This window comes from Pseudochrobactrum sp. XF203, assembly GCF_020341615.1.
GTDB classification, from domain to species: Bacteria; Pseudomonadota; Alphaproteobacteria; order Rhizobiales; family Rhizobiaceae; genus Pseudochrobactrum; species Pseudochrobactrum saccharolyticum.
The window spans coordinates 1,414,808-1,440,086 of the sequence record NZ_CP084392.1 but is presented as its reverse complement, the minus strand read 5'-3'; the positions used below and the strand labels follow the sequence as shown (position 1 = coordinate 1,440,086).

Genomic DNA, 25,279 nt, shown 5'->3' with positions numbered 1-25,279 from the left:
ATCTGAGGATATCATGTCGCGCTGTTCTTTGAGACTTTCTCTCATCACCGCTCTTACTGCCACTCTGGCAAGTTCCGTTGCTTTTTCCGCTTCGGCTGAGCCGGTTTTCAATCGCATCGCCAGCTTTGCAGTCGCCGATAACCTGCCGAAAGATGCAGATGCCAAAGCGGCAACCTCCTCTGAAATCATTACTGTTTCGGAAGATGGCAATATGCTGATCTATTCCGACAGTCCGTATGGCGGCATCGGTTTTGTTGATATTACCGATCCTAAAAACCCTAAAGCCGGCGGCGTTCTTAAAGTTGAAGGCGAGCCGACATCGGTCGCCGTTGCAGGCAAGCGCGTTTTCGCCGGTGTCAACACATCTGAAAGCTATGTGAAGCCGTCAGGCCGTCTGGATGTCATTGATATTGCATCGCGCAAGGTTGAAATGAGCTGCGATCTCGGCGGCCAGCCGGATTCGGTAGCCGTTTCACCAGACAAGACATTCCTCGCCGTTGCCATTGAAAATGAGCGCGATGAAGACCTGAATGACGGTGAGCTGCCACAGCTGCCAGCCGGTAATCTGGTTATTCTCAATCTCAAAGACGGCACACCGGATTGCAAAACCATGAAAGTGGTTGATCTGACCGGTATTGCAGAAGTTGCACCGGAAGATCCGGAACCGGAATTTGTTTCCATCAACAGCAAGAATGAAATTGCTGTTACCCTTCAGGAAAACAACCATATTGCGATCGTCGATGCTGCTTCCGGCAAGATCACGGCACATTTTTCTGCCGGTTCTGTTGACCTCGACAAGATCGATACCAAGAAAGACGGCCAGATTAAATTTAACGGCGAGATGAAAAATGTCGCCCGCGAGCCGGACACTATCAAATGGATTGGCGATGACCGTCTGCTGACCGCCAATGAAGGCGATTATAAAGGCGGCTCCCGCGGCTTCACGATCTTCGACAAGACCGGCAAGGTGACTTACGAATCCGGCAATACGCTGGAGCACAAGATTGCTGCGCACGGCCATTATCCGGAAAAGCGCAACAAGAAAGGTGTTGAGCTGGAAGGTGCCGAAGTCGGTCGTTTTGGCGAGACCAACTATCTCTTCGTTGCCAGCGAGCGTGGCTCAATGGTCGGTGTTTATAAAGATACCGGTAAAGATCCTGAATTCGTTCAGCTGCTGCCATCAGGCATCGGCCCTGAAGGTGTGCTGGCGATCCCGTCACGCAACCTGCTGGTCACAGCCAATGAAACTGATCTGGGTGAAGACGGCGCCGCCCGCTCCCATGTGATGATTTATGAATTGCAGGACAAAGCCGCAGATTATCCGCAGCTGGTTTCCGAACTGACGGAAGAAGGCACACCAATCGCCTGGGGCGCGCTCTCCGGTCTGGTTGCTGATGAAAGCAAAGATGGCATTCTCTATGCAGTCTCTGACTCTGCTTATTTTGCTGCGCCGACAATCTACACGATTGACGCCAATCAGAAGCCTGCGAAAATCACCTCTGCGCTGCTCGTCAAGCGCGGTAAGGATGCAGCGCAAAAGATTGATCTTGAAGGCATTACGACCGATGGCAAAGGCGGTTTCTGGCTGGCTAATGAAGGCGACCAGAAGAAACTGGTGCCGCATGCCATTCTCAATGTGAATGATAAAGGCGAGATCAAAAAAGAAATCGCTTTGCCTGAAGACCTGCTCAAGCATCAAACCCGTTTCGGTCTTGAAGGCATCACCCGCACCGGTGAAGGCGACAATGAAACGCTCTGGATGGTTGTACAGCGCGAATGGGCTGACGACGAAAAGGGCAATGTCAAAATCCTCAGCTACAATCTGAAGAGCGAAGAATGGGCTGCCGTTTCCTATCCGCTGGATAAGAAAGAAAAAGGCTGGGTCGGCCTGTCGGAAATCACTGCCCATGACGGTCAGCTCTATATCGTTGAGCGTGATAACCTGATCGGCAATGAAGCTGTCAACAAGCGCCTCTACAAAGTGGCTCTGGCTGATCTGAAGCCAGCGAAGATCGGTGAGAAACTGCAGCTTGTCAGCAAAACACTGGTCTATGATTTCATTCCTGACCTCAAGAAGCTCAACGGTTTTGTTCCGGATAAACTTGAAGGCTTCGCCATCGACAAAAACGGCATCGGCTATGTTGTGACTGATAATGACGGTGTGGATGACTCCAATGGTGAAACCCAGTTCTTCACCGTCGGCAAAGTCAGTGAGTTAAAAGCAAAATAAGCCTCCCAAGGCTCTCAAAAGAAAGGCCGCTATTTAGCGGCCTTTTTCTTATCATTTTGCAGGTAGTGATTTCGCCAGAAATGCAATAATCATATCAGCGACTCCACGATGTATTGCCTCGCGGCCGCGCTCTCCGCCGTCTTTACAGACAATACCGTCTCCCGGGGTTTCTGCCTCGATAAGTTCTGATGCACCGGCCTTGCATATCTGCATGAAGCTGAAATGCATGGCATCCGCAATCTCAACATATTGCGCAGTTTTTGCTGACATATTGGAAGCGACATAGCCGGATTCCAGTTTCGCAGGCAGATCACCAATATCAACGCCTGCCCCAAAAATCAGCGCCGGTATAGTAATGCTGTTCAGGCTCTCCGGTGTGAAACCGCGCGCCAAGCCCAGATCGAGCGTGACAATCGCACCAACACGCGGATCGGCCTTCATTGTTTTCAGTTTTTCTGCCGCAACTTCGCCTCGCGGGGTAATCAGCTCACTCGCCAGACCACAAGTGCGCGGATTGGGCTGCTCTGTGCAATCCCTGTCAAAGCGCGCAGGGTCAAACTGTGCGCCAACCAGAGCCACAACCGACCAGCCTCCGAGTGAATGACCAATCGCAGCAATGCGGCTTGGCTCAACTTTGCCCGCTAAGGCGCTGTCAGTGGTCACAGCATCAATCACACGACTAAGGTCATACGGTCGTTCCCAGAGCTGCGCAGCCTGCTCTTTGTCACGATTAAATGTCGTTGTGCCCGGATGATCCGGCGCGGCAACGATATAGCCCTGCCCGACCAGCTCACCTGCCAGCCAGTTCAGGTTACGCCAGCTACCGCCATAGCCATGCGACAACACCACAAGCGGATGCGTTTTGCCGTCAGGCGCAGCATCCGGCATTGCCTGAATGCCTTTAAAGACCGGATTTTCACCAACAGTCCCGGCTGCTTTTATGTCGGATGCCGGATACCAAAGCGCGACTTTCAAATCACGCTTGCCGCTCTTATCTGCCAGTTCGGTTTGCCGGAAACCCACCTGCTCATTTGCAGAGGCCAAACTGCCTGTCAGCGTCAAAATACCAAGCCCTGCTGCCAATACAGTAACTGTCTGTTTTATCATTACAATCTCCGCTGATATTCTTTTTCGTTACCGGCAGTACAATGCAATCATAAAAAGAGCGACCTGAAACATGATCAAGGTCGCTCATTTATCACTTCATTTTTGAATACGGATTATTTCAGCGGAATATAGATCTCGGTCACGCTTTCAGGATTCATCGGCCCGAGAAAACGCGCGCCGCTATATTCAAATTCCGGCCCTTCATCAGGTTGCATACCTGCACTCGGCAGCCATTCCGAATAGGCCGCACGGAATGTTTCCGGCAAGGTCGTCACTTCACCCTGATGCTCAACTTTCGCGTAATAGCGCCCCGGAATTTCAATGGCGACCAGTCCTTCAGGAATCACAGCATCTGCGCCAACCGGAAGACCCGCAATATAACGCCACTGGCCATCTTCCAGCGGCTGGCAAATGCCGAAAGTACCGACAGGCTCATTCAGGCGTTCAATCTCATGCTCACGCGCTTCAAAACGATCCCACATTTGCGCGATGCTGCCCTCATCCTCAGGATACCAGCACATGCCGATAATCCGTTGAGCAGCGAAGAAAACACGTTCAGGCTTTTGTAATTCAGGCATTTTACGCTCCGGTTGTGCGAGATAGCGATAAAGATGATCGAGGGTTTTCTGACGGCGGTTGATGTCAGCTTCAAGCTGCACTGCATGATTTTGCAGGCTTGCATGCATCTTCTCCACACTGTCCAGACCGCCGCTGGCAGCCAGTGTTTTGATCTCATCCAGCGCCATACCAAGCTGCCTCAGCCAGACAATGCGCCCCAGTGTTACAATCTGCTCCGGCCGGTAATAGCGGTAGCCATTATCCTGCCCGCTCAGGCAGGGGCTGAACAGACCGATACTGTCATAATGGCGCAGTGTTTTTGTCGTTACCCCTTGGGAGCGCGCCATTTGTCCTATTGTGAGCATGCTTTCTCCTTGTGACTATCATCGCACAAGTTATGCAGGCTTGCCCTTAGGTTAAGGTCAAGTGCTTTCTTTAAAAAAGATTTTATCCGCAGGAATGGTGAAGATTGCCCGCCGGAAGCCAACATAGCAATTTGCTGCTTAGCTCTAGTTCCGCAGGCCAAAGCCCTGCAACAAGCGGCGGATCGCATAATCCGGTTTTCCGGATGTAAACACAGCCAGATCATCATGATGATGGAGAATCTTGTCTTTATTCTCAGGCAACAGCGACAACATACGCCGGGCGATTGCTTCAGCCGGATCAAGCCAGTCAACCGGCCATGGTGCTAAACGGCGGAATACATTGGCCAAAAACGGATAATGCGTGCAGGCAAGCACAACAATATCCGTACGCTTACCGTCTTTCTCAATGAAGCATGGCGTGATTTGCTCAAGCACCAGCTCATCATCAATCTTTTCGCCGCGAATATGCGCTTCGGCCAATGTGGCAAGCCGGTCAGCGCCGACAAGGCGCACATGGCACTGTGTAGCGAAAGACTGGATCAGATCACGCGTATAGGCGCGTTTAACCGTGCCCGGTGTCGCCAGAACCGAGACAAGACCGGAATGTGTGCGCTCAGCTGCAGGCTTAATCGCCGGAACTGTACCGACAAAAGGCGTATCGGGAAAAGCCTGCCGCAGATCATCAAGCACCAATGTGGACGCCGTATTACAGGCAATCACGCAGAGCTGAGGATGAAACCGGCGGATCAGATCAGCAAACAGGCTGACAATACGCTCGCGCAAAGCCGGCTCTTCCCATGAACCATAGGGAAAACCCGCATCATCAGCCACATAGATAAAATGGCGGTCGGGCATCAGCACCCGCGCCTCGCGCAACACAGTCAGACCGCCGATACCGCTGTCAAAAACGATGACCGGCGCATCCTGCCTGCTGGAAATATTGGTTGCTGTAAATTGCGCGAGATGGTGCATCGCAAACCTGCCTCAGGACTTCTCGTCCGGTTTATCCTGCTCGGTATTCTGTGTCTCGTCTTTATGCACTCTGGCGCGGCCTTCGGGCGCGCCGGAACCACGCGGGCTCTTCGGTGAGAAATAATCCAGCGAGGTCAGCACGCCGCGCAGCAAGCGGATTTCAGCTTCCGCAAATGCCGGACGGGTCAGCACTGCCCGCAGATTATTCACCATAATCTCTTTGCGCGCTTCCGGGCGGAAATAACCGCGCGTATCCAGAGCTTCCTCCAAATGATTAAAGAAACCGTGTAGATATTCTTTATTAGCCGGTTGCAGTTCAGGCCCGCGGAAAACTGTGTCAGTTTCATTTTCCAGACCGGACTTCATCCATTCATAGGACATCAGCAACACAGCCTGCGCGATATTGAGCGAGGCAAATGCCGGATTGACCGGAAAAGTCACCAGCTCATCGGCCAGACCGACTTCATCATTTTTCAGGCCGACGCGTTCACGACCGAACATGATGCCGGTTTTCTCACCGGTACGGAATTTCTGGCGCAGGATTTTACCTGCCTCCACGGGACCGCGCACTTGTTTGAAACCGTCACGCTCGCGTGCGGTTGTGGCATAGACAAAATTCAGATCAGCCAGTGCCGACGGCAGATCATCATAGAGAACCGCGCTGTCAATAATATGATCGGCCTTGCTGGCGGCAGAGCGGGCTTTATCATTCGGAAAGGCTTCACGCGGATTGACCAGACGCAATTCGCCGAGGCCGAAATTCGCCATAGCGCGTGCCACCATGCCGATATTTTCCGGCAATTGCGGCTCCACAAGAATGATTGCTGGGCCTTCTGAAATCATCGGGCGCTGTTTGTCTGTACCGGCCATTATCTTCTCAAAACTCAAACTTCACGCGCAAAACGAGACATTCCGCATGCGCTTTTCGCGCTTTTCTTAAACGGAAGAGTGACGGAATTCAAACCATGCATGATAATTAAACAGGTCTCAGTTCAAAAAACTGAATCGCCAGCAACCTGTACCGGCTCTCTCATGCACCGTTGCCAAACAAATCTCACACCATCGTGAACAAATAAATTGCCCTATGACAGTATAAAAACCCGTTATCTCCGGCGTTTTTTATTATTCCTGTTCTCAAGGTGTCGTTAGCACTTTGCCTCTCGCCTAAGCAGTGCTATGAGAGGCGCAACTTCATGAAGGAGAGGTTTTAATGGCAAAGATCAAAGTTGCAAATCCCGTTGTTGAGCTTGACGGCGATGAGATGACCCGCATCATCTGGCAGTTTATCAAAGACAAACTCATCCATCCATATCTCGACATCGATCTGAAATATTATGATCTGTCGGTAGAACACCGCGATGCAACCAATGATCAGGTTACCATCGACGCAGCAAATGCTATCAAAGAGCATGGCGTTGGTGTGAAATGCGCCACCATCACCCCTGATGAAGCCCGCGTTGAAGAGTTCAAACTCAAGAAAATGTGGAAATCGCCAAACGGCACCATCCGCAACATTCTCGGCGGCGTAATTTTCCGCGAACCAATCATCTGCAAAAACGTACCACGTCTGGTGCCGGGCTGGACTCAGCCGATCATCGTTGGCCGTCATGCTTTCGGTGACCAGTACCGCGCGACTGATTTCAAATTCCCGGGCAAAGGCAAGCTGTCGATCAAATTCGTTGGTGAAGACGGCGAAACCATTGAACACGAAGTCTATGATGCACCATCCTCCGGTGTAGCTATGGCTATGTACAATATCGACGAATCCATCCGTGAATTCGCACGCGCATCGCTGAACTACGGCCTGCAGCGCGGCTATCCGGTTTATCTGTCGACCAAGAACACCATTCTCAAAGCCTATGACGGCCGCTTCAAAGATATCTTTGAAGAAGTGTATCAGGCTGAATTTGCTGAGAAGTTCAAAGAAGCCAAGATCTGGTACGAACACCGCCTGATCGACGACATGGTTGCTTCGGCTCTGAAATGGTCCGGCGGCTATGTCTGGGCTTGTAAGAACTATGACGGCGACGTGCAGTCCGACATCGTGGCACAGGGCTTCGGCTCGCTCGGCCTGATGACCTCGGTTCTGATGACACCGGATGGCAAGACCGTTGAAGCAGAAGCTGCTCACGGTACTGTAACCCGTCACTATCGTCAGCATCAGAAGGGTGAGGAAACCTCAACCAACTCGATCGCTTCGATCTTCGCATGGACCCGTGGCCTCGCGCACCGCGCCAAGCTCGACGACAATGCCGAGCTGAAGCGCTTTGCCGATACACTGGAAAAAGTCTGCGTAGACACAGTTGAATCCGGCTACATGACCAAGGATCTGGCTTTGCTGATCGGTCCGGATCAGCCTTGGCTGTCCACAACAGGCTTCCTCGACAAGATCGACGAAAACCTGCAGAAAGCAATGGCTGCTTAATCAGTCATGATTTGTAAAAGCCCCGCCTGAATAATCAGGCGGGGCTTTTTCTATTTGAACACGCTCTCTCATGCGGATTAATCATCACCGCCAAGCTGTGAATCCGCTATAAGTTATACTGTAAAACAATACCGGAATGCCTGTAATGACCACCCAAGACCCGTTCGGAAAAAGTGAAAATGCCTTAGCCGTTGTGCTGGCCTTAGCAATGGTTCCGGCACTGGGATTGGGGTTTGCGCGTTTTGCCTATGCGCTTGTGCTGCCGGATATGCGTGCCGATCTGCACTGGTCCTATGCGGATGCAGGCTGGATGAATACCAGCAACGGGATCGGCTATCTGTTCGGCGCTTTGCTCGCATCGCGCCTGCTGCGCTATATCAGTGCCTATAAAATGATGATCATCAATATCTGGCTGGTTGTCGCTTCGCTGGCATTCTGCGCGGTCTTCCGCGATGTGCTTATTCTCAACCTGCTGCGATTTATTGCCGGTCTCAGTGCAGGTCTGGCTTTTGTGGCCGGTGGCCTGCTGACAACCGGTCTTGCACAGCGTCATCCTGAGCGCAGTTCGGTTATTCTCGGTATTTTCTATGCAGGACCGGGCATCGGTATTTTCCTGTCCGGCCTCGTCATTCCCTATCTGATTGCCTATTTGGGTGCAGGCTCATGGCCTTATGCATGGGCCTTGCTGGCGCTGATCGCCGCCCCTCTGGCTCTGTTGCTGATCGGCGCGCGCGGCCAACATGTAGCGCTCTACAAGCCGGATCAGAAAAGCAAACCTTACCGTGTTGATTACAAAGCCATGAGCGGCATCCTGGCCGGATATCTCTTTGTCGGTGCCGGTTATATTGCCTATATGACCTTTATGATCGCATGGGTGCAGAATTCCGGCGGCGGAGCCATGCTGCAATCGGCCTTCTGGTTTGTGATCGGGCTTGGCGCAATTTCCTCACCATGGGTTTGTGCAGGTATTCAGAAAAAAGTGCTGCATGGCTATGGCTTTGCCCTGCTCTCGCTCGTCACGCTGATTGCATCTCTGCTGCCGATTTTCTCATCCGGCACACCTCTGCTGATGGTTTCTGCTGCCGGTTTCGGTTGTGCCTTTTTCGCAGTTGTTGCTTCAACTACAGTCTATGTGCGCCGCAATCTGCCACCGGAAGGCTGGGCAGCAGCAATCGGCATGATGACTGTCATGTTCTCAATCGGACAAATTGTCGGCCCTGTGCTGATCGGCTTTATCAATGACCTGACGCACAATCTCTCAAGTGGTCTGTGGGCTTCAGCCGGATTGTTATTGCTGGCAGTGATTTGTGGTATTGCACAACGCGATCTTACGCCTGTCCGGTAATCCGGCGATAATGGCTCGGCGGCACCGCATTATATTTCGACCAGACACGGCGCAGATGGCGGGCTGAGGTAAAGCCGGTTTTCTCGGCGATATTCTCCATATCCAGCGGCGAATTGGTCAGAATATCCTTTGCCAACGTCACACGGATCAGATTGACATATTCCGTCACCGTCAGCCCAGTATGCTCCTGAAACAGACGTGACAGATTGCGAACACTCATAAAACCGGTATCGGCCAGTTCAGCCAGAGACCAGCACCGCACCGGATCAGCAATAATCGCATCCTGAATGCGATGAATTGCCGGATGAATATGATTGCGTCCGCTCAGCCACGGCGAGAATTGCGGCTCGCCACCAGTACGCCGGATATAGACAACCATGTAACGGGCAATATTCAGAGCTACGACCGGCGATGTCAGCTTTGCCACCAGATGCAGCATAAGGTCAGTTCCGGTGGAGATACCTGCACTCGAAAAGCGCGTACCGTCTTCCACATAGAGCCGGTTATCCAGTACACGCGCCGCCGGAGCAATTTCACGCAACTCATCAACAGACAGCGCATGAGTAGTGCAGGCATAACCATCGAACAAACCGGCACGTGCAGCGATCAGAGCACCGGAGCAGATCGTTACCAGATGCATTGATGGCCGGAAGACCGTTTTCAGCCATGTAGCCAATTGCCGGTATTCCGGCTCAGGATCAATTGCCTCTGCCGGTGCAGTTATGGTGCCGCAAACAAGAATATAGGCATCATCCGGCAGCTGTGCAGGCAATGGTTCAAGTCCTGCAACAGCCAGCCCGATTGAACTCACCTGCTCCGTTTGCGTTGAGACAAAATGATAATCAAACAAAATGTCCTGCTGTTCCGCATTGGCGCGGCGCAGCACTTCTACCGGCCCCGCCACATCCAGCAGCAGGATATGCGGCGGCACAACAACATAGACAGGTATAATCTTTGGGATCGTCGTGCCGCTTGGCTTATTCACAATCCTGTTTCCTTATAGTGAGGCAGCCTGAAGCGCTTTTTCAACCGTAGCAATGCGCGAAAAACGTCCTGCCAGAACCAGCTCCGTGCGCATTTTGATATCCTCAACGGAGAAGACCTGCCCTGAAGGATGCTGCATCGGAAAAGTCAGCGTGGCTTCCGTTATATAATCAACCTGATAGCCCAGATCGGATGCATGGCGCGTTGTCGTTTCACAACATTGTTCGGTTCTGATGCCGCAGATAATCAGCTTGCGAATACCGCGCTCCGTCAGCCAGATATTCAGCCCGCTTTCCACCAGAGCAGAATGACGTTTCTTGTAGAACTGTACGGTTGGCTCAATCTCCAGACCTTCCAATGTGCGCACAAAACCGCTTTCCAGCTGAAACACATCATCATTATCCGTGTGCAAAATCTGCACAACCGGAATCTTGCGCTTTGTGGCACCATCAATCAGCGCCTGCACATTCCGGATAAAAGGACGGGCGATATCATCCTGCCATACGGGGCGCTGGCGAAAAGATTCCTGAACATCAATAACGATCAGAGCAGTATCATTGGCGGACATTTTAGGTAACTCCTGTAAAGTGGTATAACAGAAATTACCGCGCCAAAACATAATGAAAAAGTCAGTATCAGGACAATGACCGGACATATCCGGCCATTATTATCATGAACTTTTTTAAGCCGGAATGTGATAGGTCACAGCCATATATTTCGGCTTCTGCTCCGAGGAGACAAGCTTACCGCCCAGAGTTTCGGCAATCTTGCGGCTAGCCCGATTTTCTTCAGCCACCGGATAAACAAAATAATCTGCCTGTAAGGCTTCCTTTGCCCAACCGAACACAGCAGTGACAGCCTCTTTACCGAAGCCCTGCCCGTGTACGTCCTCACACATCCAAACGCCAAACTCGGGTGTGCTCGTTGTTGCCCGATGCACACCGACAATACCGATATAACGCCCGCTTTGGATATCTCTGGCAACGAAATGATAATCCGTCCCTTTCAGGAAACGCTCTTCCCAAAGAGGTTTGTTCTCCAGAAACTCCTCATAGGATGCAGGTGGTTCCCACGCCATAAAACGGGTAAGCGTCGGTGTGATATGGCTGTACATTTCAGCAGCGTCCTGCGGTGCATATATCCGTAGTTTCAAACGTTGCGTTGTCAGTTCAGGTCTTGTCATTTTTCCTCCAATAAAAAAGGGCGCCAGAGGCGCCCTTTAAAATCTGTTTCCGGATGTTCCAGATCAGTTACCGGCTTTCGCCTTTTCCTGTTCTGCTTTCATCTTGGCTTCAAATTCTTTCTGGCGCTTCTGAACTGCGTCCTGAAGTTCTTTCTGGCGCTGTTCAAGTTCGTTCTGCTGCAGACCCTTGCCATTCAGAGCATCGGAGAAACCGGTGAGCTGAACAGTGATCGGATTTGGCTTATTCTGGAAGTTTACGGATGTAAGGGTCAGTTTGCCGCCTTTTTTCAGCGCATTGACCATTTCATCTGTCAGCGGAGCTTCTGCAATGCAGCGATCCGGGAAGCAGATACCGTATTCAACCTTAGTGGTTTTGTTCGCATCAATCTGCATGCCGATACCGGCAGGGATCAGACGACCGGTCGGAACGGAAACCTGAAAAATCTTACGATTAATCTTGCCTTTGATTTCGATCAGGTTGATCGCGGTCAGCAGCTGACCGGAATCTGCAGTCACGATATTCTGTGTATTGCAAATATCATTATCTTCCTGCTTCGAGCAGACCTTGAACCATCCCTGCGGCGGCAGCTGTTGAGCTGTGGCCGGAAGGGTCGCGGTTGCAAGCAGGGCAACGGCGCCGGCAATTGCGGATGCGGCAGCGAATGTCTTCGTGCTGGTCATGATCAACAGGTTCCTTTCAACACTCTGATCTGAATTCTGGCTATGCTGTTTCAGAGAAATAAACAGCCTGTATTTTTTACGGGAATTATCATCGAGACTGGCAAGACAACATTTTCCCCTTGCGGATCAGCAAGTGAACCGAATTTTCGCAACCATGACTGCGGATAAAATACGGCAACAGCGTGACCCTGCGTTATTTGCGGTGTTACACTGACTGTAACGCATTATCCAGTGCCGTTTTATTAACCATAGTTTTTTAACGTCGATTTGCGCTATAAAAACAACGCATTTCCCGCCTGACTTATCAGAAAACGAAAACCGGCCGGTCAATATTTCATATTACAATTCTGTGGCTTGTTGCATATTCCCGCTAAAAAAGCGGTTTATACAGTGCATCTGATACGAATCAAATATGGTACCGGAACGGTATAATCCTCAAACATTCTCAAAATTAATCAAAAACACGCAAAATTCTGACAAATCAGAGCATTCTTATAATTTTACCGGATAGTGATTGACCAATGACACAGCCGTTCCAGCCCTTCCCGCGCATCATCAACAGGCGTCATCTGCTTGCCATGCTGGGAACCTCCGTTCTGGCAATCGCATTTGGCACAACCGGCCTGCCCTTTACTCATGATACAGCACAGGCGCAGACTGTAGCTACCGCACAAGACAGCGTGCCATCCTACGCATTGTCCATGCATGGTGACATTGCGCTGCCAGCCGATTTCAAACATTTCCCTTATACCAATCCGGCAGCACCTAAAGGCGGAAATATCACCTATGGTGTCGTCGGCACATTCGACAGTCTGAACCCGTTTGTTCTGCAAAGCATGCGCACCACAGCGCGCGGCATGTTCAATGATGCGGATTTCGGCAATCTGATGTTTGAAACGCTGATGCAGCGTTCTGCCAATGAGCCTTTCACGCTTTACGGCCTGCTGGCAGAACGTGTTGAAACGGATGATGCGCGCAGTTTTATTGAATTTACGCTGAACGAACAGGCAAAATGGTCTGACGGCAAGCCGGTGACACCGGAAGATGTGATATTCACCTATGAAATCCTGACGGAAAAAGGCCGCCCGCCCTATAATGCCCGTATGAACCGCATTGCCAAAATCGAGAAAACCGGTGAACGTGGCATCCGTTTTACCTTTAATGACAAGGCTGACAGGGAATTCCCGTTACTGCTGGCCAGCACTATGCCGGTGCTGCCGAAACATGCGGTTGATCCGGAAACTTTCGGCAAAGCTTCACTGAAGCCACCGATCGCCAGCGGCCCTTATATTGTTAAGACAGTTAAACCTGGTGAGCGTATTACCTATCAGCGCAATCCTGATTACTGGGCAAAAGACCTGCCAAGCCGCAGCGGCTTCAGCAATTTCGACACCATCACCATCGAATATTTCCGCAATGAAACCTCCTATTTCGAGGCTTTCAAGAAGGGAATCGTTGATGTTTATGTTGACGGTTCACCTAACCACTGGAGCAAAGCCTATGATTTCCCTGCGGTAAAACAGGGAAAAGTCATTAAGGACACTTTTGTCAAAGGCACACCGGCCAATATGCTCGGCTTTGTCTTCAATACGCGGCGCGAGAAATTTGCCGATGTCAAAGTCCGACGTGCGCTTTCCGAACTCTTTGATTTTGAATGGGCAAACCGCTCACTGTTCTCCGGTCAATATGACCGTATGGCGAGTTTCTGGCAGGGTTCGGAATTGTCATCCGTCGGTCGTCCGGCGAGTGAAGGTGAAAAGCAGTTACTCGCGCCCTATCAGGATAAGATTCTGCCGGAAACAATGGACGGCACATGGCGCCCAACCACAACCAACGGCAGCGGTCATGACCGTGCGCCTGCCAAAAAAGCCTATGATCTTCTGGAGCAGGCAGGCTTTACTTTTGAAAACGGTGTAGCGCACACACCGGAAGGCACCCGCCTGAGCTTTGAAATCATGACCCGCTCGGTCGATGAGGAAAAGCTGGCATTGGCCTATAAGCGCAATCTGGCACGACTTGGTATTGTTGCGGAAATCCGCAGTGCTGATGATGCACAATATCAGCAGCGCTTGCAGAATTTCGATTATGATATGATTATCGGTGCGCTGACAGCCTCGCTCTCACCCGGCAATGAACAATGGATGCGCTGGGGTTCCGGCTCCCGTGATGCATCCGGCAGTTTCAACTATCCGGGTGCGCAGGATCCGGCTATTGATGCGATGATTGAAGCCATGCTTGCCGCAAAAGACCGCCCTGCTTTTACCGATGCAGTGCGCGCCTTTGACCGGTTACTGATTTCCGGCAGCTATTATCTGCCACTCTATTATTTGCCGAAACAGCAGGTTGCACGGTGGGAACGGATAAAAATTCCACAAAAAACCTCGCTTTACGGCTATCAATTCCCTACATGGTGGACTGAATCCACCTCTGTGGACTAATAATAACTGGCAAATGATGACAGGTAATTTCATGACTAATAAACAAATCACAATCGATGTTATTTCCGATGTCGTCTGCCCGTGGTGCTTTCTGGGCCGTCAGCGCCTGAAAGCCGCCCTTGAAATGTTGCCGGAACTGAATGTTGAAGTGCGCTGGCGTCCGTTTCAGCTCGACCCGACACTTCCGGCTGAAGGCAAAGAGCGCAAACGCTATCTGGTTGAAAAGCTCGGCTCCCAGAGCCGCGTGAATGAAGTGCATGACCAGCTGATCGCCATCGGCAAAGAAGAAGGCATCGAGTTCGACTTTGATGCGATTGAAGTGGCACCAAATACGCTGGATGCTCATCGCCTGATCCGCTGGGCGGGTGAAGTCAGCGCGGAAGTACAGGATCGCGTTGTCGGCGAATTGTTCTCACTCTATTTTGAACAGGGCGAAAATATCGGCAGCCATGAAATCCTCATCGAAGCCGCAGAAGATGCCGGTATGGAATATACCATCATCGAAACCCTGCTCGAAGGTGACACGGACAGCGACAATGTTCGTGCGGAAATCGCCGTTGCCGGACAGATGGGCGTGACCGGTGTGCCATGCTTCATTCTCGATCAGAAATATGCGGTCATGGGTGCACAGAGCGCCGAAGCCATGGCTGATGCTATCCGTCAGATTGCGGAAGGTTATGAGCCGGGTCTGAGCGAAGATCGCTGATCTTTAAACCACTGCAACAATACTATTCTAAGGCTCTTTGGTGCTCACCAAGGAGCCTTTTTCGTCTTTCCTTCCATTATAAAGGTGCTCTATGGCAGATCAGTCCACAAATGATGCATTGAAACGCTCAGTATCAGAAAATTGGGAGGCCAATGCTGCGACATGGACGAAGCTTGTCCGCGCCGGTTATGATATTTACCGCGATGCGCTGCACACACCGGCTTTTCTGGAAATGCTGCCGGATATCAAAGGCTTGAACGGATTAGATGTCGGCTGCGGTGAAGGTGCCAATACGCGCGCTCTGGCACGCGCCGGTGCGAAAATGACCGGCATTGATATTGCGCCGACCTTTGTGCACCATGCTTCCGAATATGAAGAAAACGAGCCGCTTGGTATCCGTTATCTGACGGCGGATGCCCTGCACCTGTCATTCGATGATGCACAATTTGACTTCGCCAGCGCCTTCATGTCGATGATGGATATGCCGCAACAAGGCGATGTACTGAAAGAAGTATTCCGCATTCTTAAACCGCAGGGTTTCTTCCAGTTCACCATTCTGCATCCGTGTTTTGTGCCGCCGTTTCGTAAGAATATTCGTGATGAGAATGGTAAAGTAACCGCGGTTTTGGTTGCAGATTATTTTGAGAATATTGACGGCAGTCTTGAGACATGGTTGTTTTCAAGCGTTCCGCAAACTGAGCGCGAGCAGCATAAACCGTTCAATATTCCGCGCTTCCACCGTACTTTGAGCGAATGGATCGGCATGATCAACGCTGCAGGTTTTGTTCTCGAGGCCAGTGTTGAACCAATGGCCTCGGAAGAACTGGCTGCACGAGAAGATGTTGTAGCCGATACGCGTGTTACGCCGATTGCATGGATTGTGCGCCTGCGCAAACCACAAAATTAGCCGCGCAGGAAGCGTTCCAATATGCGGTTAAACAGCTGCGGCTTTTCCAGAAAAGCCGCATGGCCGACCTGTGGCAGCAGGAAAATCGTCTCTTCCCAGAGGTTCTTATAATTCAGCGATGCGATATGCGCGTTATTGATGAAATGATCCTCAGCACCATTGAGGATAGCCAGCGGTACAGGGCAGTTCTCAGCCATATGCTGCTGGTCGGCAATATTCTCCGCCAGAATATTTTCGAACATTGTCTGGCGTGTCAGTCCGTCAGTTCTGCGCACGGCATCCACCATAAAAGCCGGTGTCGGTTTATCCGAATGCACCACATGGCGCGCATAGGATTGTGCCTCTGCATCGTCCAGATCACGCTGACCACCATATTTCAACGCTTCACTCGGCACAAAAGCCTGACCTACCGCATCCGCATCTTTAGTAAAAGGCGGCGTGCCGGTAATCATCAACCGGTTAACCGGTGCCTGCTGCGCAATCATTTCCAGACCGATATGCCCGCCGAGCGACCAGCCGAACACGGCTGCCGATGATACATCCAGCGCTTTTAGCACATCGGCTGCGGCCTGCGCATAGCCATGCAATGTATAGGACTTTTGCGGATCAGCGGCATCATTAGAAGCGCCATGCCCCGGCAAATCAAAAGCGATCAGCCGGAAATCATGCGCCAGAGAGGATTCAAACTGCTTGTGAAACACTTCCTTGCACGCAGAATTGCCGTGAATAAACAAAACCGGTGCGCCCTTACCTGCGCTTGTCATGACCTCAAGGCGGCCATGTCTGGTTTCAACCAGCTGTTTTTGCATTCTATTCCCCCCTGTTTTTTGCTCATTCACCCGCAATGTTTGCCAGCTGCGTCATGATTACAGCTGAACCGGTCAAGCGTTTTTCAGCGGTCGGATAATCGCGGATAAACACAATGCTCTGATCCGGCCGGATTTTCGCCAGCGAGCCCTGTGCCGCAATCATCTGCACCAGACCTGCCGGATTCGGGAAGGTCTTCTCACGGAACTGAATAACAATGCCCTTCGGTCCCGCATCCAGTTTCTCAACATTGGCCTTACGGCACAGCGCCTTGATGAACACGATCTTGAGCAGGTGCTGCACTTCTTCCGGCAGCGGGCCAAAACGGTCGATCAGCTCGGCACCAAAACCGTCGATTTCCTGCGTTGTTTCCAGATCGGCCAGACGGCGATAAAGCCCCAGACGCAATTGCAGATCCGGCACATAAGTTTCCGGTATCATTACAGCCGTGCCAACTGCAATTTGTGGCGACCAATGGCTGTCAATCACAGGACCTTCGGATTTCAGCTCGGCAACCGCCTCTTCCAGCATCTGCTGGTAAAGCTCGAAACCGACTTCCTTGATATGGCCGGACTGCTCATCACCCAGCAGGTTACCCGCACCGCGAATATCCATATCGTGACTCGCAAGCTGGAAACCAGCGCCCAAAGTATCCAGCGATTGCAGCACTTTAAGGCGACGCTCAGCAGTCTGGGTTAGCGTTTTGCCCGCAGGCAGCGTAAACAGCGCGAATGCACGTTGCTTGGAACGGCCAACGCGGCCACGCAACTGATAAAGCTGTGCCAGACCAAACATATCCGCACGATGCACGATCATGGTATTGGCAGTCGGGATATCCAGACCGGATTCCACGATGGTTGTGGAGAGCAGCACATCATATTGCCCGTCATAGAAGGCGTTCATAATGTCTTCCAGCTCACCGGCCGCCATCTGGCCATAGGCGACAGCAACTTTCAGCTCCGGTACATGCTGGTCGAGGAATTCTTTGATCTCCGCAAGGTCGGAAATACGCGGGCAGACATAGAAGCTCTGACCGCCGCGATAGCGCTCGCGCATCAGGGTTTCGCGGATGACCAGCGCATCAAAAGGTGAAATGAAGGTACGCACCGCCATACGGTCAACCGGCGGCGTGGTAATCAGCGACAATTCACGTACACCGGTCAGTGCCAACTGCAAGGTACGCGGGATCGGCGTTGCGGTGAGTGTCAGCACGTGAATATCGGATTTCAGGTCTTTGAGGCGTTCTTTATGCTTCACGCCGAAATGCTGTTCTTCGTCGATAATCAGCAGGCCAAGATTTTTGAACTTGATCGAATTGCCAAGCAGCGCATGAGTGCCGACAACAATATCCACCGTGCCTTCTTCAACGCCCTTTTTGGTCAGTGCCAGTTCTTTGGCTCCGACAAGACGTGAGGCGTGGGCAACATTGATCGGCAGACCGTTAAAGCGCGTGGAGAAGGTTTTGAAATGCTGGCGTGACAGCAGTGTGGTCGGCACAACAACAGCCACCTGATAACCGTTCAAAGCTGCCACAAAGGCCGCACGCAGCGCAACTTCGGTTTTACCGAAGCCAACATCACCGCAAACCAGACGATCCATTGGTTTGCCATCGCTTAAGTCATCAAAGATCGCGTCAATAGCGCGCTGCTGGTCTTCTGTCTCGTCATAAGGGAAGCGCGCAGCAAACTCACCATAAAGACCATCCGGCGGATTCAGAACCGGCGCACCACGCATAGCGCGTTCTGCAGCAATGCGGATGAGCTGTCCGGCCATTTCCAGCAGCTGCTTCTTGAGCTTGGCTTTACGCGCCTGCCATGCGCCGCCGCCAAGCTTATCCAGAACAGCGCTTGAGCCTTCCGAGCCATAGCGCGACAACAGTTCGATATTTTCAACGGGCAGAAACAGGCGGTCGTCACCGGCATAATGCAGTTCAAGGCAATCATGCGGCGCACCGGCAGCGGTGATTGTACGCAAGCCGACAAACTTACCGATACCATGATCGACATGCACCACGATATCGCCAGCAGTCAGACTACCGGCCTCAGAGATGAAATCCGCATCGCGTTTGCGCTTTTTGGTGCGGCGGATCAGACGGTCACCGAGAATATCCTGCTCGGCCACTACAACCAGATCACCGGCATCAAAACCGCTTTCTACCGCCAGCACAGTCGCAGTGATCTTATCGCGCGACAGAGCTTTGACAGTGCGCAGGTCTTTAACCGTCTCGATTTTTTCCAGACCATGTTCGTCCAGCACCTGTAACAGACGGTCAAGCGAGCCTTCCGTCCATGCGGCGACCATAATCTTTTTACCGCTAGCCCGCAGTTCAGCGATATATTTGGTTACCGCCTCAAAGAGATTGACGTCTTTAGCGGCGCGTTCCTCGGCAAAGCTGCGGCCTTTATGGGCATCCGCATGGATAATATGTCGTCCGCTGGCTTCCGGCGCTTCAAAAGGCGTGAGGTCATAGCGCTTGCCATTGGCCTCTGCCGCCTCTTCCACCTTACGCAGCGACATATAGAGCTGGCTTGGCGCAACCGGCTTATAGGGAATAGCATCTGCTGCTTCTTTGCCCTCGGCCTGTTTCTGGCGGGCGTCATAATGATCAAGCACCAGCTTGTGACGCTCGGCAATGGCTTCCGGCACCAGATGATCGAATACAACAGGCATTGCGCCTGTGTGATCGAACAGCGTTTCCATCTCGTCGTAGAACAGCGGCAGCCAGTGCTCCATACCGGCAAAGCGACGACCTTCCGAAATCGCAGCATAAAGCGCATCATCGCGTGACGGCGCACCAAAGGCAGCGATATAATTCTTGCGGAAGCGGCTGATCATATCCGGTGAGAGCGTAATCTCGCTCATCGGCTGGAGTGTGAACTCCTTCCGCGTCTCGGTGGTGCGCTGCGAAGCCGGATCGAACGCACGGATGCTTTCCAGCGTATCACCGAAGAAGTCCAGACGCAGCGGCTCTTCCGCACCCGGCACGAACAGATCGAGAATACCACCACGGACTGCAAATTCACCGACATCGCGCACTGTCGGCACGCGTTCAAAGCCGTTGCGCTCAAGGCGCTGGGTCAATTCATCCATATTCACGCGGTTGCCCGGCCGTGCGGAGAAACTCTGCTCAGCCAACACAGCGCGTGGCGGCAGCTTCTGCAACACCGCATTGGCTGTGGCAATAATCAGCGCCGGATGTTTCTGCTCCCGCAGGGCGCTCAGTTGGCTCAGCGCATTCAGACGTCTCGCCGAGACTGTTGCACCGGGGGAAACGCGGTCATAGGGCAGACAGTCCCATGCAGGAATATGCAATACCGGCAATTCCGGCATGATGAAACCTATCACCTGCTCAATATCCGCCACGCGCTGTCCGTCACGCGCGATGAACAGCACCGGCCCTTTATCGCCCGCCTCTTCCAGAATCTTGGCCAGCACAAAGGCTTCATAACCATCGGCCACACCGTCAATCAGCACATGATTGACGAGTACCGGTTTCAGACCAAGTTTGGAAAATACGGGCATAGGATGACTCTGCTATGTGTACGAACTTCTGATTTATAAGATCAATAGTCGATTTTATCGCGGAACAAAATAAGATCACGGAACAAAACCGTGTCAAAAGCTTCCGGTGTTTTGTCTTCGCCGGTAATCCATTTGAACAGATCGCGGTCGAGCACTTCGAGCAGGCGCTCAAACTCATTCAATGTATCTTCATCCATGGTTGCAATATGCATGTCCGCATATTGACCGAAGATCAGATCCATTTCCTTCATACCGCGGTGCCATGAGCGGAACAGCAGTTTGCGACGACGCGGATCCAGCTGTGCACCTGCCTCGGTGCCCGATAATTTACTGCCTGTGCTCATATCACTCTCCGGATTAACGTCTGTGCATTCAATAATGTTACCAGCCATATAACGCGGGATGAGCGCGATGTCAGCTTGCAAGTTAATAAGATCTAAGTAAGTTTGCTTTCATGCGTCCAAGTCTGCTTGATCCCCTGTTTGCATCCGTCCGCACCCTTACCGGCATCGGACCTAAAGTCTCTGCTCTGCTGCTGAAACTGCTCGGCGCGGAAAGCGCGACGATGCTTGAGCCGCGTGTGGGACAATTGCTGTTCTTACCACCAAACAGTGTGATCGACCGGCGCAACCGTCCGGGTGTGGCTTTTGCCGAGGTAGGTGCTGTGGTCACGCTGGAAGTGACGGTTGATGAATATCAGTTCTCACCCTCCACTGCCAAATCAGGCGCCTTTATGCGCGGCTCCGTGCCCCATCGCATTTATGCCCATGATGATACGGGCGAAGTAACACTGGTTTTCTTCCGTGCTCAGCGCCCGTGGCTGGAAAAGAGCCTGCCTCTTGGAGAGAAAGTCATCGTCTCCGGCAAGGTGGAATGGTTCAACGGTCGCGCCTCGATGGTGCATCCCGATCATATTGCGCCGATTGACGGCAGCGATGATCTGCCGCTGATCGAGCCCGTCTATCCGCTGACTGCCGGTCTTTCACCCAAAACACTGGCACGCGCGATGCGCGATGCGCTGACACGCATTCCTGATCTGCCGGAATGGCAGGATAAAACGCTGATGCAGCGGGAAGGCTTTCCGTCTTTCTCGCAAGCTTTGCATCATCTGCATTTGCCGGAAGAACCGGAAGATATTGCGCAAGAAAGTCCTTCGCGCCGCCGCCTCGCCTATGATGAATTTCTCGCCGGACAAATGGCACTGGCACTGGTGCGCGCCAAGACCAAACGCCTCTCCGGTCGTCCGCTCAATGGTACAGGCAAAATCACCGCACAGATATTGGCCAATCTGCCCTATAGCCTGACGAAAGGTCAGGAACAGGCGGTTAAAGATATTATCGGCGATCTCAAACAGCCGGAGCGGATGTTGCGTCTGCTGCAAGGTGATGTCGGTGCGGGTAAAACCGTGGTCGGTCTATTGTCCATGGCACATGCGGCAGAATCCGGCGGGCAATCGGCTCTGATGGCACCGACTGAAGTGCTGGCGCGACAGCATTTTGCCACCATTGCGCCGCTGGCTGAAAAAGCCGGATTGAAAACTGCGCTGCTGACAGGGCGTGAAAAAGGCAAAGAACGCCAGCGTATTCTCGACGAACTGGCTGATAGTACAATTCATATCATCATCGGCACCCATGCACTGTTTCAGGATAAAGTTGAATATCATGATCTGGTGTTTGTAATCATTGATGAGCAGCACCGTTTTGGCGTGCATCAGCGTCTGCAACTCACCGCCAAGGGTACTGCGCCGGATATGCTGGTGATGACCGCCACACCGATACCGCGCACGCTGGTTCTGACCGCTTTTGGCGATATGGATGTTTCCAAACTCACTGAGAAACCGGCAGGCCGCCAGCCGATCACCACCGCAATTGTGCCGAGTGAGCGGTTGAGTGAAATTGTTGGCCGGATGCGTAAGGCAATTTCCGAGGGACAGAAAATCTACTGGATCTGCCCGCTGGTGGAAGAATCAGAACATGTTGAGCTGACCTCTGCCGAAGAACGCTTTCAGTCCTTTCTGCCGGTATTTGGCGACAAGCTTGGCCTCATTCATGGCCGCATGACCGGACAGGAAAAAGACGATGCCATGCTGGCTTTCAAGCGCGGTGATACAAGCCTGCTGATTGCCACAACGGTGATTGAGGTTGGTGTGGACGTGCCGGATGCCACCGTGATTGTGATTGAACATGCCGAGCGTTTCGGCCTGTCGCAATTGCATCAGCTACGCGGTCGTGTCGGACGTGGTGATAAGCCATCCACTTGTCTGCTGCTCTATAAAGGCCCGCTGGGGGAAATTGCCAAAGCACGTTTGCAGGTGATGCGCGAGACAGAAGACGGTTTCCGCATTGCCGAAGAAGACCTGAAACTGCGTGGTGAAGGTGAGCTGCTCGGCACCCGCCAGTCCGGCACGCCGGGCTTTAAGCTCGCCTCGATGGAAGCACATACTGATCTTCTGGAGATCGCCCGTAAAGATGCCCGTCTGATGCTGGAGCGCGATATTGATTTGCAATCTGAGCGCGGTCAGGCGCTGCGTCTGCTGCTCTATATTTTCGGCCGTGATGAAGCGATCAGACTGCTGCGTGCGGGATAATACTGCATCAGCCAGCAATCCTGCATCTGCCCCTCATACATTTCATGGGCGGGCAGCAGGCGGAGTTTTTCAAAGCCGCATTTTTCATAGCAGGCAATAGCACGCAAGTTACGGCTTTGCGGGTCGAGCACAAGGCGCTGTGCCGCCTTTTCTGTTATGAGATAATCCCGCATCATTGCGACAAGCTGTGCGCCAAGTCCCAGCCCCCAGAAATCCGGCTCGCCGATAAACTGATCCAGCCCGTAGATCACGTCCTCAACCGGTAGCTCCAGCGCCTGTTTATCTTCGCTATCCAGCGGGTAGAACTGCACATAACCGAGCGGCTTATCATCCAGCAATACCAGACATGGAGTTGTCTCGCCCTGATTTTCAATAAAAACTTCGATGATCGTTTGCAGGTCGAAGTGCTTGTCGCGCCCTTCATAAAATTCCAGTACACGTTCATCCTGCAGCCAGCGCAGCATCAGCGGTGCATCGCTTTTCTGCAAATCACGGATTGCCAATCTGCCTTGCTGCACCAGCATAACCATCCTCCCGCTGCTTATGATCTATAAATAAAAAGCCCGCTTATCTGAGACAAGCGGGCTTTAAAAAAACAAATTGCTGAAAGCTTATTCAACAGTCACGGATTTCGCCAGATTGCGCGGCTGATCCACGTCTGTCCCCATGAAGACGGCAGTGTAATAAGCCAGCATCTGGATCGGCAGCGCATAAACCAGAGGCGAAATGAATTCCGGCACATCCGGCATAATCAGCACGGAATGGGCATCCACATTGGCGTGTTTTGCACCTTCCTTGTCAGTGATCAGAATGATGCGGCCGCCACGGGCTGCCACTTCCTGCATATTCGACACGGTCTTTTCATAGAGACGATCAAATGGTGCAATCACAATCACCGGCATGGTTTCATCAATCAGGGCAATCGGTCCGTGCTTCAGCTCACCGGCTGCATAGCCTTCTGCGTGAATATAGGAGATTTCCTTGAGCTTCAGCGCGCCTTCAAGAGCCAGCGGATAGGAAGTACCGCGACCGAGATAAAGCACATCTTTGACATTCATCAGATCACGGCAGATCGCTTCGACCTTTGGTGCCAGTTTCAGCGCTTCATGCAGCACGCCAGAGAGATTGCCCAGCTCGCTGACCAGCTGCTTCTCTTCTTCCGGTGTAATCGTGCCGCGTGCCTTGGCAGCGGATAGTGCCAGCGAGGCCAGAACCGAAAGCTGACAGGTGAAAGCCTTGGTCGATGCCACGCCGATTTCCGGCCCTGCCAGTGTCGGCAGAACAATATCGGACTCGCGGGCAATGGTGGATTCGCGCACATTGACCACAGCGGCAATAGGCAGTCCCTGTGAGCGGCAATAGCGCAGCGAGGCCAGCGTATCGGCAGTTTCACCGGACTGCGACACAAACAGTGCCAGCGTATCGGTTGAAAGCGGCATTTCGCGATAGCGGAATTCCGATGCAATATCGATTTCTACCGGCAGACGCGCATAGCGTTCCAGCCAGTATTTGCCGATTGTTGCTGCGTAATAAGCAGTACCGCAGGCGGAAACAGCCATACGGTTGATCTTCGACCAGTCGATATCATTGACATCGGTGCGGATCGACGAGGATGCGAAATCCAGATAATGCGCCAATGTGCGGGAAATCACTTCCGGCTGCTCGTAGATTTCCTTTTCCATGAAGTGCTTATAATTGCCTTTATTGACAACATAAGCGCCACTGGCCGACTGCTGAACAACGCGGCTGACTGCATTGTTGCCTTCATCATAGATGGCAACGCTGTCACGGGTCAGAACTGCCCAGTCACCATCTTCGAGATAAGTCACCTTATCGGTGAACGGTGCCAGCGCGATCGCATCGGAGCCGAGGAACATTTCCCCTTCACCATAGCCGATTGCCAGTGGCGAACCGCGGCGTGCTGCGACCAGCATTTCATTTTCGCCGGTGAACAGGAAAGCCAGTGCAAAAGCACCGCGCAGACGGCTAAGCACATTGCGTACGGCTTCAACAGGCGCATCGCCGGAGCGGATATTGCGGGCGACCAGCTGCGCTACAGTTTCCGTATCCGTATCGCTCTGGAACTTAACGCCTTCAGCTTCCAGCTCTGTACGCAGTTCAGCAAAATTTTCGATAATACCGTTATGCACAATCGCAACCTGCTCAGTGGCATGCGGATGCGCATTGCGTTCTGTCGGCGCACCGTGGGTTGCCCAGCGTGTGTGACCGATACCGATTGTGCCGCTCAGCGGTTCTGCCGCCAAACGGTTTTCCAGATTAACCAGCTTGCCTTCCGCACGGCTGCGGGCAATCTGATTATCTACCAGAGTCGCAATACCGGCTGAATCATAACCGCGATATTCAAGACGCTTCAGCGCATCCACAAGCCGCATTGCGACCGGCTTTTTACCGACAATACCAATAATTCCGCACATGAGTGTCTGTTCCTGTTGCGTCTTTGT

At 52.4% G+C, this 25,279-nt stretch carries 20 protein-coding genes; 7 read left to right on the top strand and 13 right to left on the bottom strand.

What is annotated here, in order from left to right; translation table 11 throughout:
- Positions 1 to 13: 13 nt before the first annotated feature.
- Positions 14 to 2,230, top strand: a complete 2,217-nt coding sequence (locus LDL70_RS06320; protein ID WP_225687834.1) for an esterase-like activity of phytase family protein — start codon at positions 14 to 16, stop codon at positions 2,228 to 2,230.
- Positions 2,231 to 2,281: 51 nt separating this feature from the next.
- Here LDL70_RS06320 and LDL70_RS06315 read toward each other — a convergent pair whose 3' ends face one another.
- The 4 genes from LDL70_RS06315 to LDL70_RS06300 form a co-directional block, all read right to left on the bottom strand.
- Positions 2,282 to 3,337 carry an alpha/beta fold hydrolase gene (locus LDL70_RS06315; RefSeq protein ID WP_225687832.1) on the bottom strand — a complete coding sequence of 352 codons (1,056 nt, stop codon included), beginning with the start codon at positions 3,335 to 3,337 and terminating at the stop codon, positions 2,282 to 2,284.
- A gap of 113 nt (positions 3,338 to 3,450) precedes the next feature.
- Complete coding sequence (locus LDL70_RS06310; protein WP_225687830.1) at positions 3,451 to 4,260, bottom strand: MerR family transcriptional regulator; 810 nt, start codon at positions 4,258 to 4,260, stop codon at positions 3,451 to 3,453.
- A 144-nt stretch (positions 4,261 to 4,404) separates the two neighbouring features.
- Positions 4,405 to 5,232: a glutamate racemase gene (gene murI / locus LDL70_RS06305; protein ID WP_225687828.1), complete on the bottom strand. Its 828-nt coding sequence runs from the start codon at positions 5,230 to 5,232 to the stop codon at positions 4,405 to 4,407.
- 12 nt (positions 5,233 to 5,244) lie between these two features.
- Positions 5,245 to 6,102, bottom strand: coding sequence for an RNA methyltransferase (locus LDL70_RS06300; RefSeq protein WP_220159588.1), 858 nt, complete (start codon positions 6,100 to 6,102; stop codon positions 5,245 to 5,247).
- A gap of 340 nt (positions 6,103 to 6,442) precedes the next feature.
- Between LDL70_RS06300 and LDL70_RS06295 the strand changes: the two genes are divergently transcribed.
- Positions 6,443 to 7,657 carry an NADP-dependent isocitrate dehydrogenase gene (locus LDL70_RS06295; RefSeq protein WP_075655334.1) on the top strand — a complete coding sequence of 405 codons (1,215 nt, stop codon included), beginning with the start codon at positions 6,443 to 6,445 and terminating at the stop codon, positions 7,655 to 7,657.
- A 145-nt stretch (positions 7,658 to 7,802) separates the two neighbouring features.
- Positions 7,803 to 9,002: a YbfB/YjiJ family MFS transporter gene (locus tag LDL70_RS06290; protein WP_225687826.1), complete on the top strand. Its 1,200-nt coding sequence runs from the start codon at positions 7,803 to 7,805 to the stop codon at positions 9,000 to 9,002.
- Here LDL70_RS06290 and LDL70_RS06285 read toward each other — a convergent pair.
- The 4 genes from LDL70_RS06285 to LDL70_RS06270 form a co-directional block, all read right to left on the bottom strand.
- Positions 8,986 to 9,987, bottom strand: a complete 1,002-nt coding sequence (locus LDL70_RS06285) for a GlxA family transcriptional regulator (RefSeq protein ID WP_225687824.1) — start codon at positions 9,985 to 9,987, stop codon at positions 8,986 to 8,988. The two genes, LDL70_RS06290 and LDL70_RS06285, sit on opposite strands and share 17 nt — an antisense overlap.
- A 12-nt stretch (positions 9,988 to 9,999) precedes the next feature.
- Positions 10,000 to 10,554 (bottom strand): isochorismatase family protein, encoded by a 555-nt coding sequence (locus LDL70_RS06280; RefSeq protein ID WP_225687822.1) that lies wholly within the window; start codon positions 10,552 to 10,554, stop codon positions 10,000 to 10,002.
- Between the two features lie 114 nt (positions 10,555 to 10,668).
- Positions 10,669 to 11,100, bottom strand: coding sequence for a GNAT family N-acetyltransferase (locus LDL70_RS06275; RefSeq protein WP_370637781.1), 432 nt, complete (start codon positions 11,098 to 11,100; stop codon positions 10,669 to 10,671).
- Between the two features lie 132 nt (positions 11,101 to 11,232).
- A complete protein-coding gene (locus LDL70_RS06270; protein ID WP_075655347.1) occupies positions 11,233 to 11,850 on the bottom strand; it encodes an invasion associated locus B family protein in 618 nt (205 codons plus the stop codon).
- A 701-nt stretch (positions 11,851 to 12,551) separates the two neighbouring features.
- On the opposite strand from LDL70_RS06270, the gene LDL70_RS06265 reads away from it, so the two are divergent.
- The 3 genes from LDL70_RS06265 (at position 12,552) to LDL70_RS06255 (ending at position 15,901) form a co-directional block, all read left to right on the top strand.
- On the top strand, positions 12,552 to 14,288 hold the full coding sequence (locus LDL70_RS06265; protein ID WP_370637812.1) for an extracellular solute-binding protein: 1,737 nt from the start codon (positions 12,552 to 12,554) through the stop codon (positions 14,286 to 14,288).
- Positions 14,289 to 14,319: 31 nt separating this feature from the next.
- Positions 14,320 to 14,994: a DsbA family oxidoreductase gene (locus tag LDL70_RS06260; protein WP_022712334.1), complete on the top strand. Its 675-nt coding sequence runs from the start codon at positions 14,320 to 14,322 to the stop codon at positions 14,992 to 14,994.
- Positions 14,995 to 15,085: 91 nt separating this feature from the next.
- Positions 15,086 to 15,901, top strand: a complete 816-nt coding sequence (locus LDL70_RS06255) for a class I SAM-dependent methyltransferase (protein ID WP_225687818.1) — start codon at positions 15,086 to 15,088, stop codon at positions 15,899 to 15,901.
- Here the strand turns inward: LDL70_RS06255 and LDL70_RS06250 are convergent.
- Genes LDL70_RS06250 through LDL70_RS06240 form a run of 3 tightly spaced genes read right to left on the bottom strand, consistent with a single transcriptional unit; the run spans position 15,898 to position 20,574 of the window.
- Complete coding sequence (locus LDL70_RS06250) at positions 15,898 to 16,710, bottom strand: alpha/beta fold hydrolase (protein ID WP_225687816.1); 813 nt, start codon at positions 16,708 to 16,710, stop codon at positions 15,898 to 15,900. The genes LDL70_RS06255 and LDL70_RS06250 overlap by 4 nt on opposite strands.
- A gap of 22 nt (positions 16,711 to 16,732) precedes the next feature.
- Positions 16,733 to 20,230 carry a transcription-repair coupling factor gene (gene mfd, locus LDL70_RS06245; protein ID WP_225687814.1) on the bottom strand — a complete coding sequence of 1,166 codons (3,498 nt, stop codon included), beginning with the start codon at positions 20,228 to 20,230 and terminating at the stop codon, positions 16,733 to 16,735.
- Between the two features lie 41 nt (positions 20,231 to 20,271).
- Entirely contained in the window at positions 20,272 to 20,574 is a 303-nt protein-coding gene (locus tag LDL70_RS06240) for a succinate dehydrogenase assembly factor 2 (RefSeq protein ID WP_116088034.1), read from the bottom strand.
- Positions 20,575 to 20,684: 110 nt separating this feature from the next.
- On the opposite strand from LDL70_RS06240, the gene recG reads away from it, so the two are divergent.
- Positions 20,685 to 22,817 (top strand): ATP-dependent DNA helicase RecG, encoded by a 2,133-nt coding sequence (gene recG / locus LDL70_RS06235; RefSeq protein ID WP_225687812.1) that lies wholly within the window; start codon positions 20,685 to 20,687, stop codon positions 22,815 to 22,817.
- Here recG and aac(6')-Ian read toward each other — a convergent pair.
- Together aac(6')-Ian and glmS are read right to left on the bottom strand one after the other, a co-directional pair.
- Positions 22,769 to 23,341: an aminoglycoside N-acetyltransferase AAC(6')-Ian gene (gene aac(6')-Ian / locus LDL70_RS06230; RefSeq protein WP_225687810.1), complete on the bottom strand. Its 573-nt coding sequence runs from the start codon at positions 23,339 to 23,341 to the stop codon at positions 22,769 to 22,771. The two genes, recG and aac(6')-Ian, sit on opposite strands and share 49 nt — an antisense overlap.
- A gap of 87 nt (positions 23,342 to 23,428) precedes the next feature.
- Positions 23,429 to 25,252 carry a glutamine--fructose-6-phosphate transaminase (isomerizing) gene (gene glmS, locus LDL70_RS06225; RefSeq protein WP_225687808.1) on the bottom strand — a complete coding sequence of 608 codons (1,824 nt, stop codon included), beginning with the start codon at positions 25,250 to 25,252 and terminating at the stop codon, positions 23,429 to 23,431.
- Between the last annotated feature and the right edge of the window lie 27 nt (positions 25,253 to 25,279).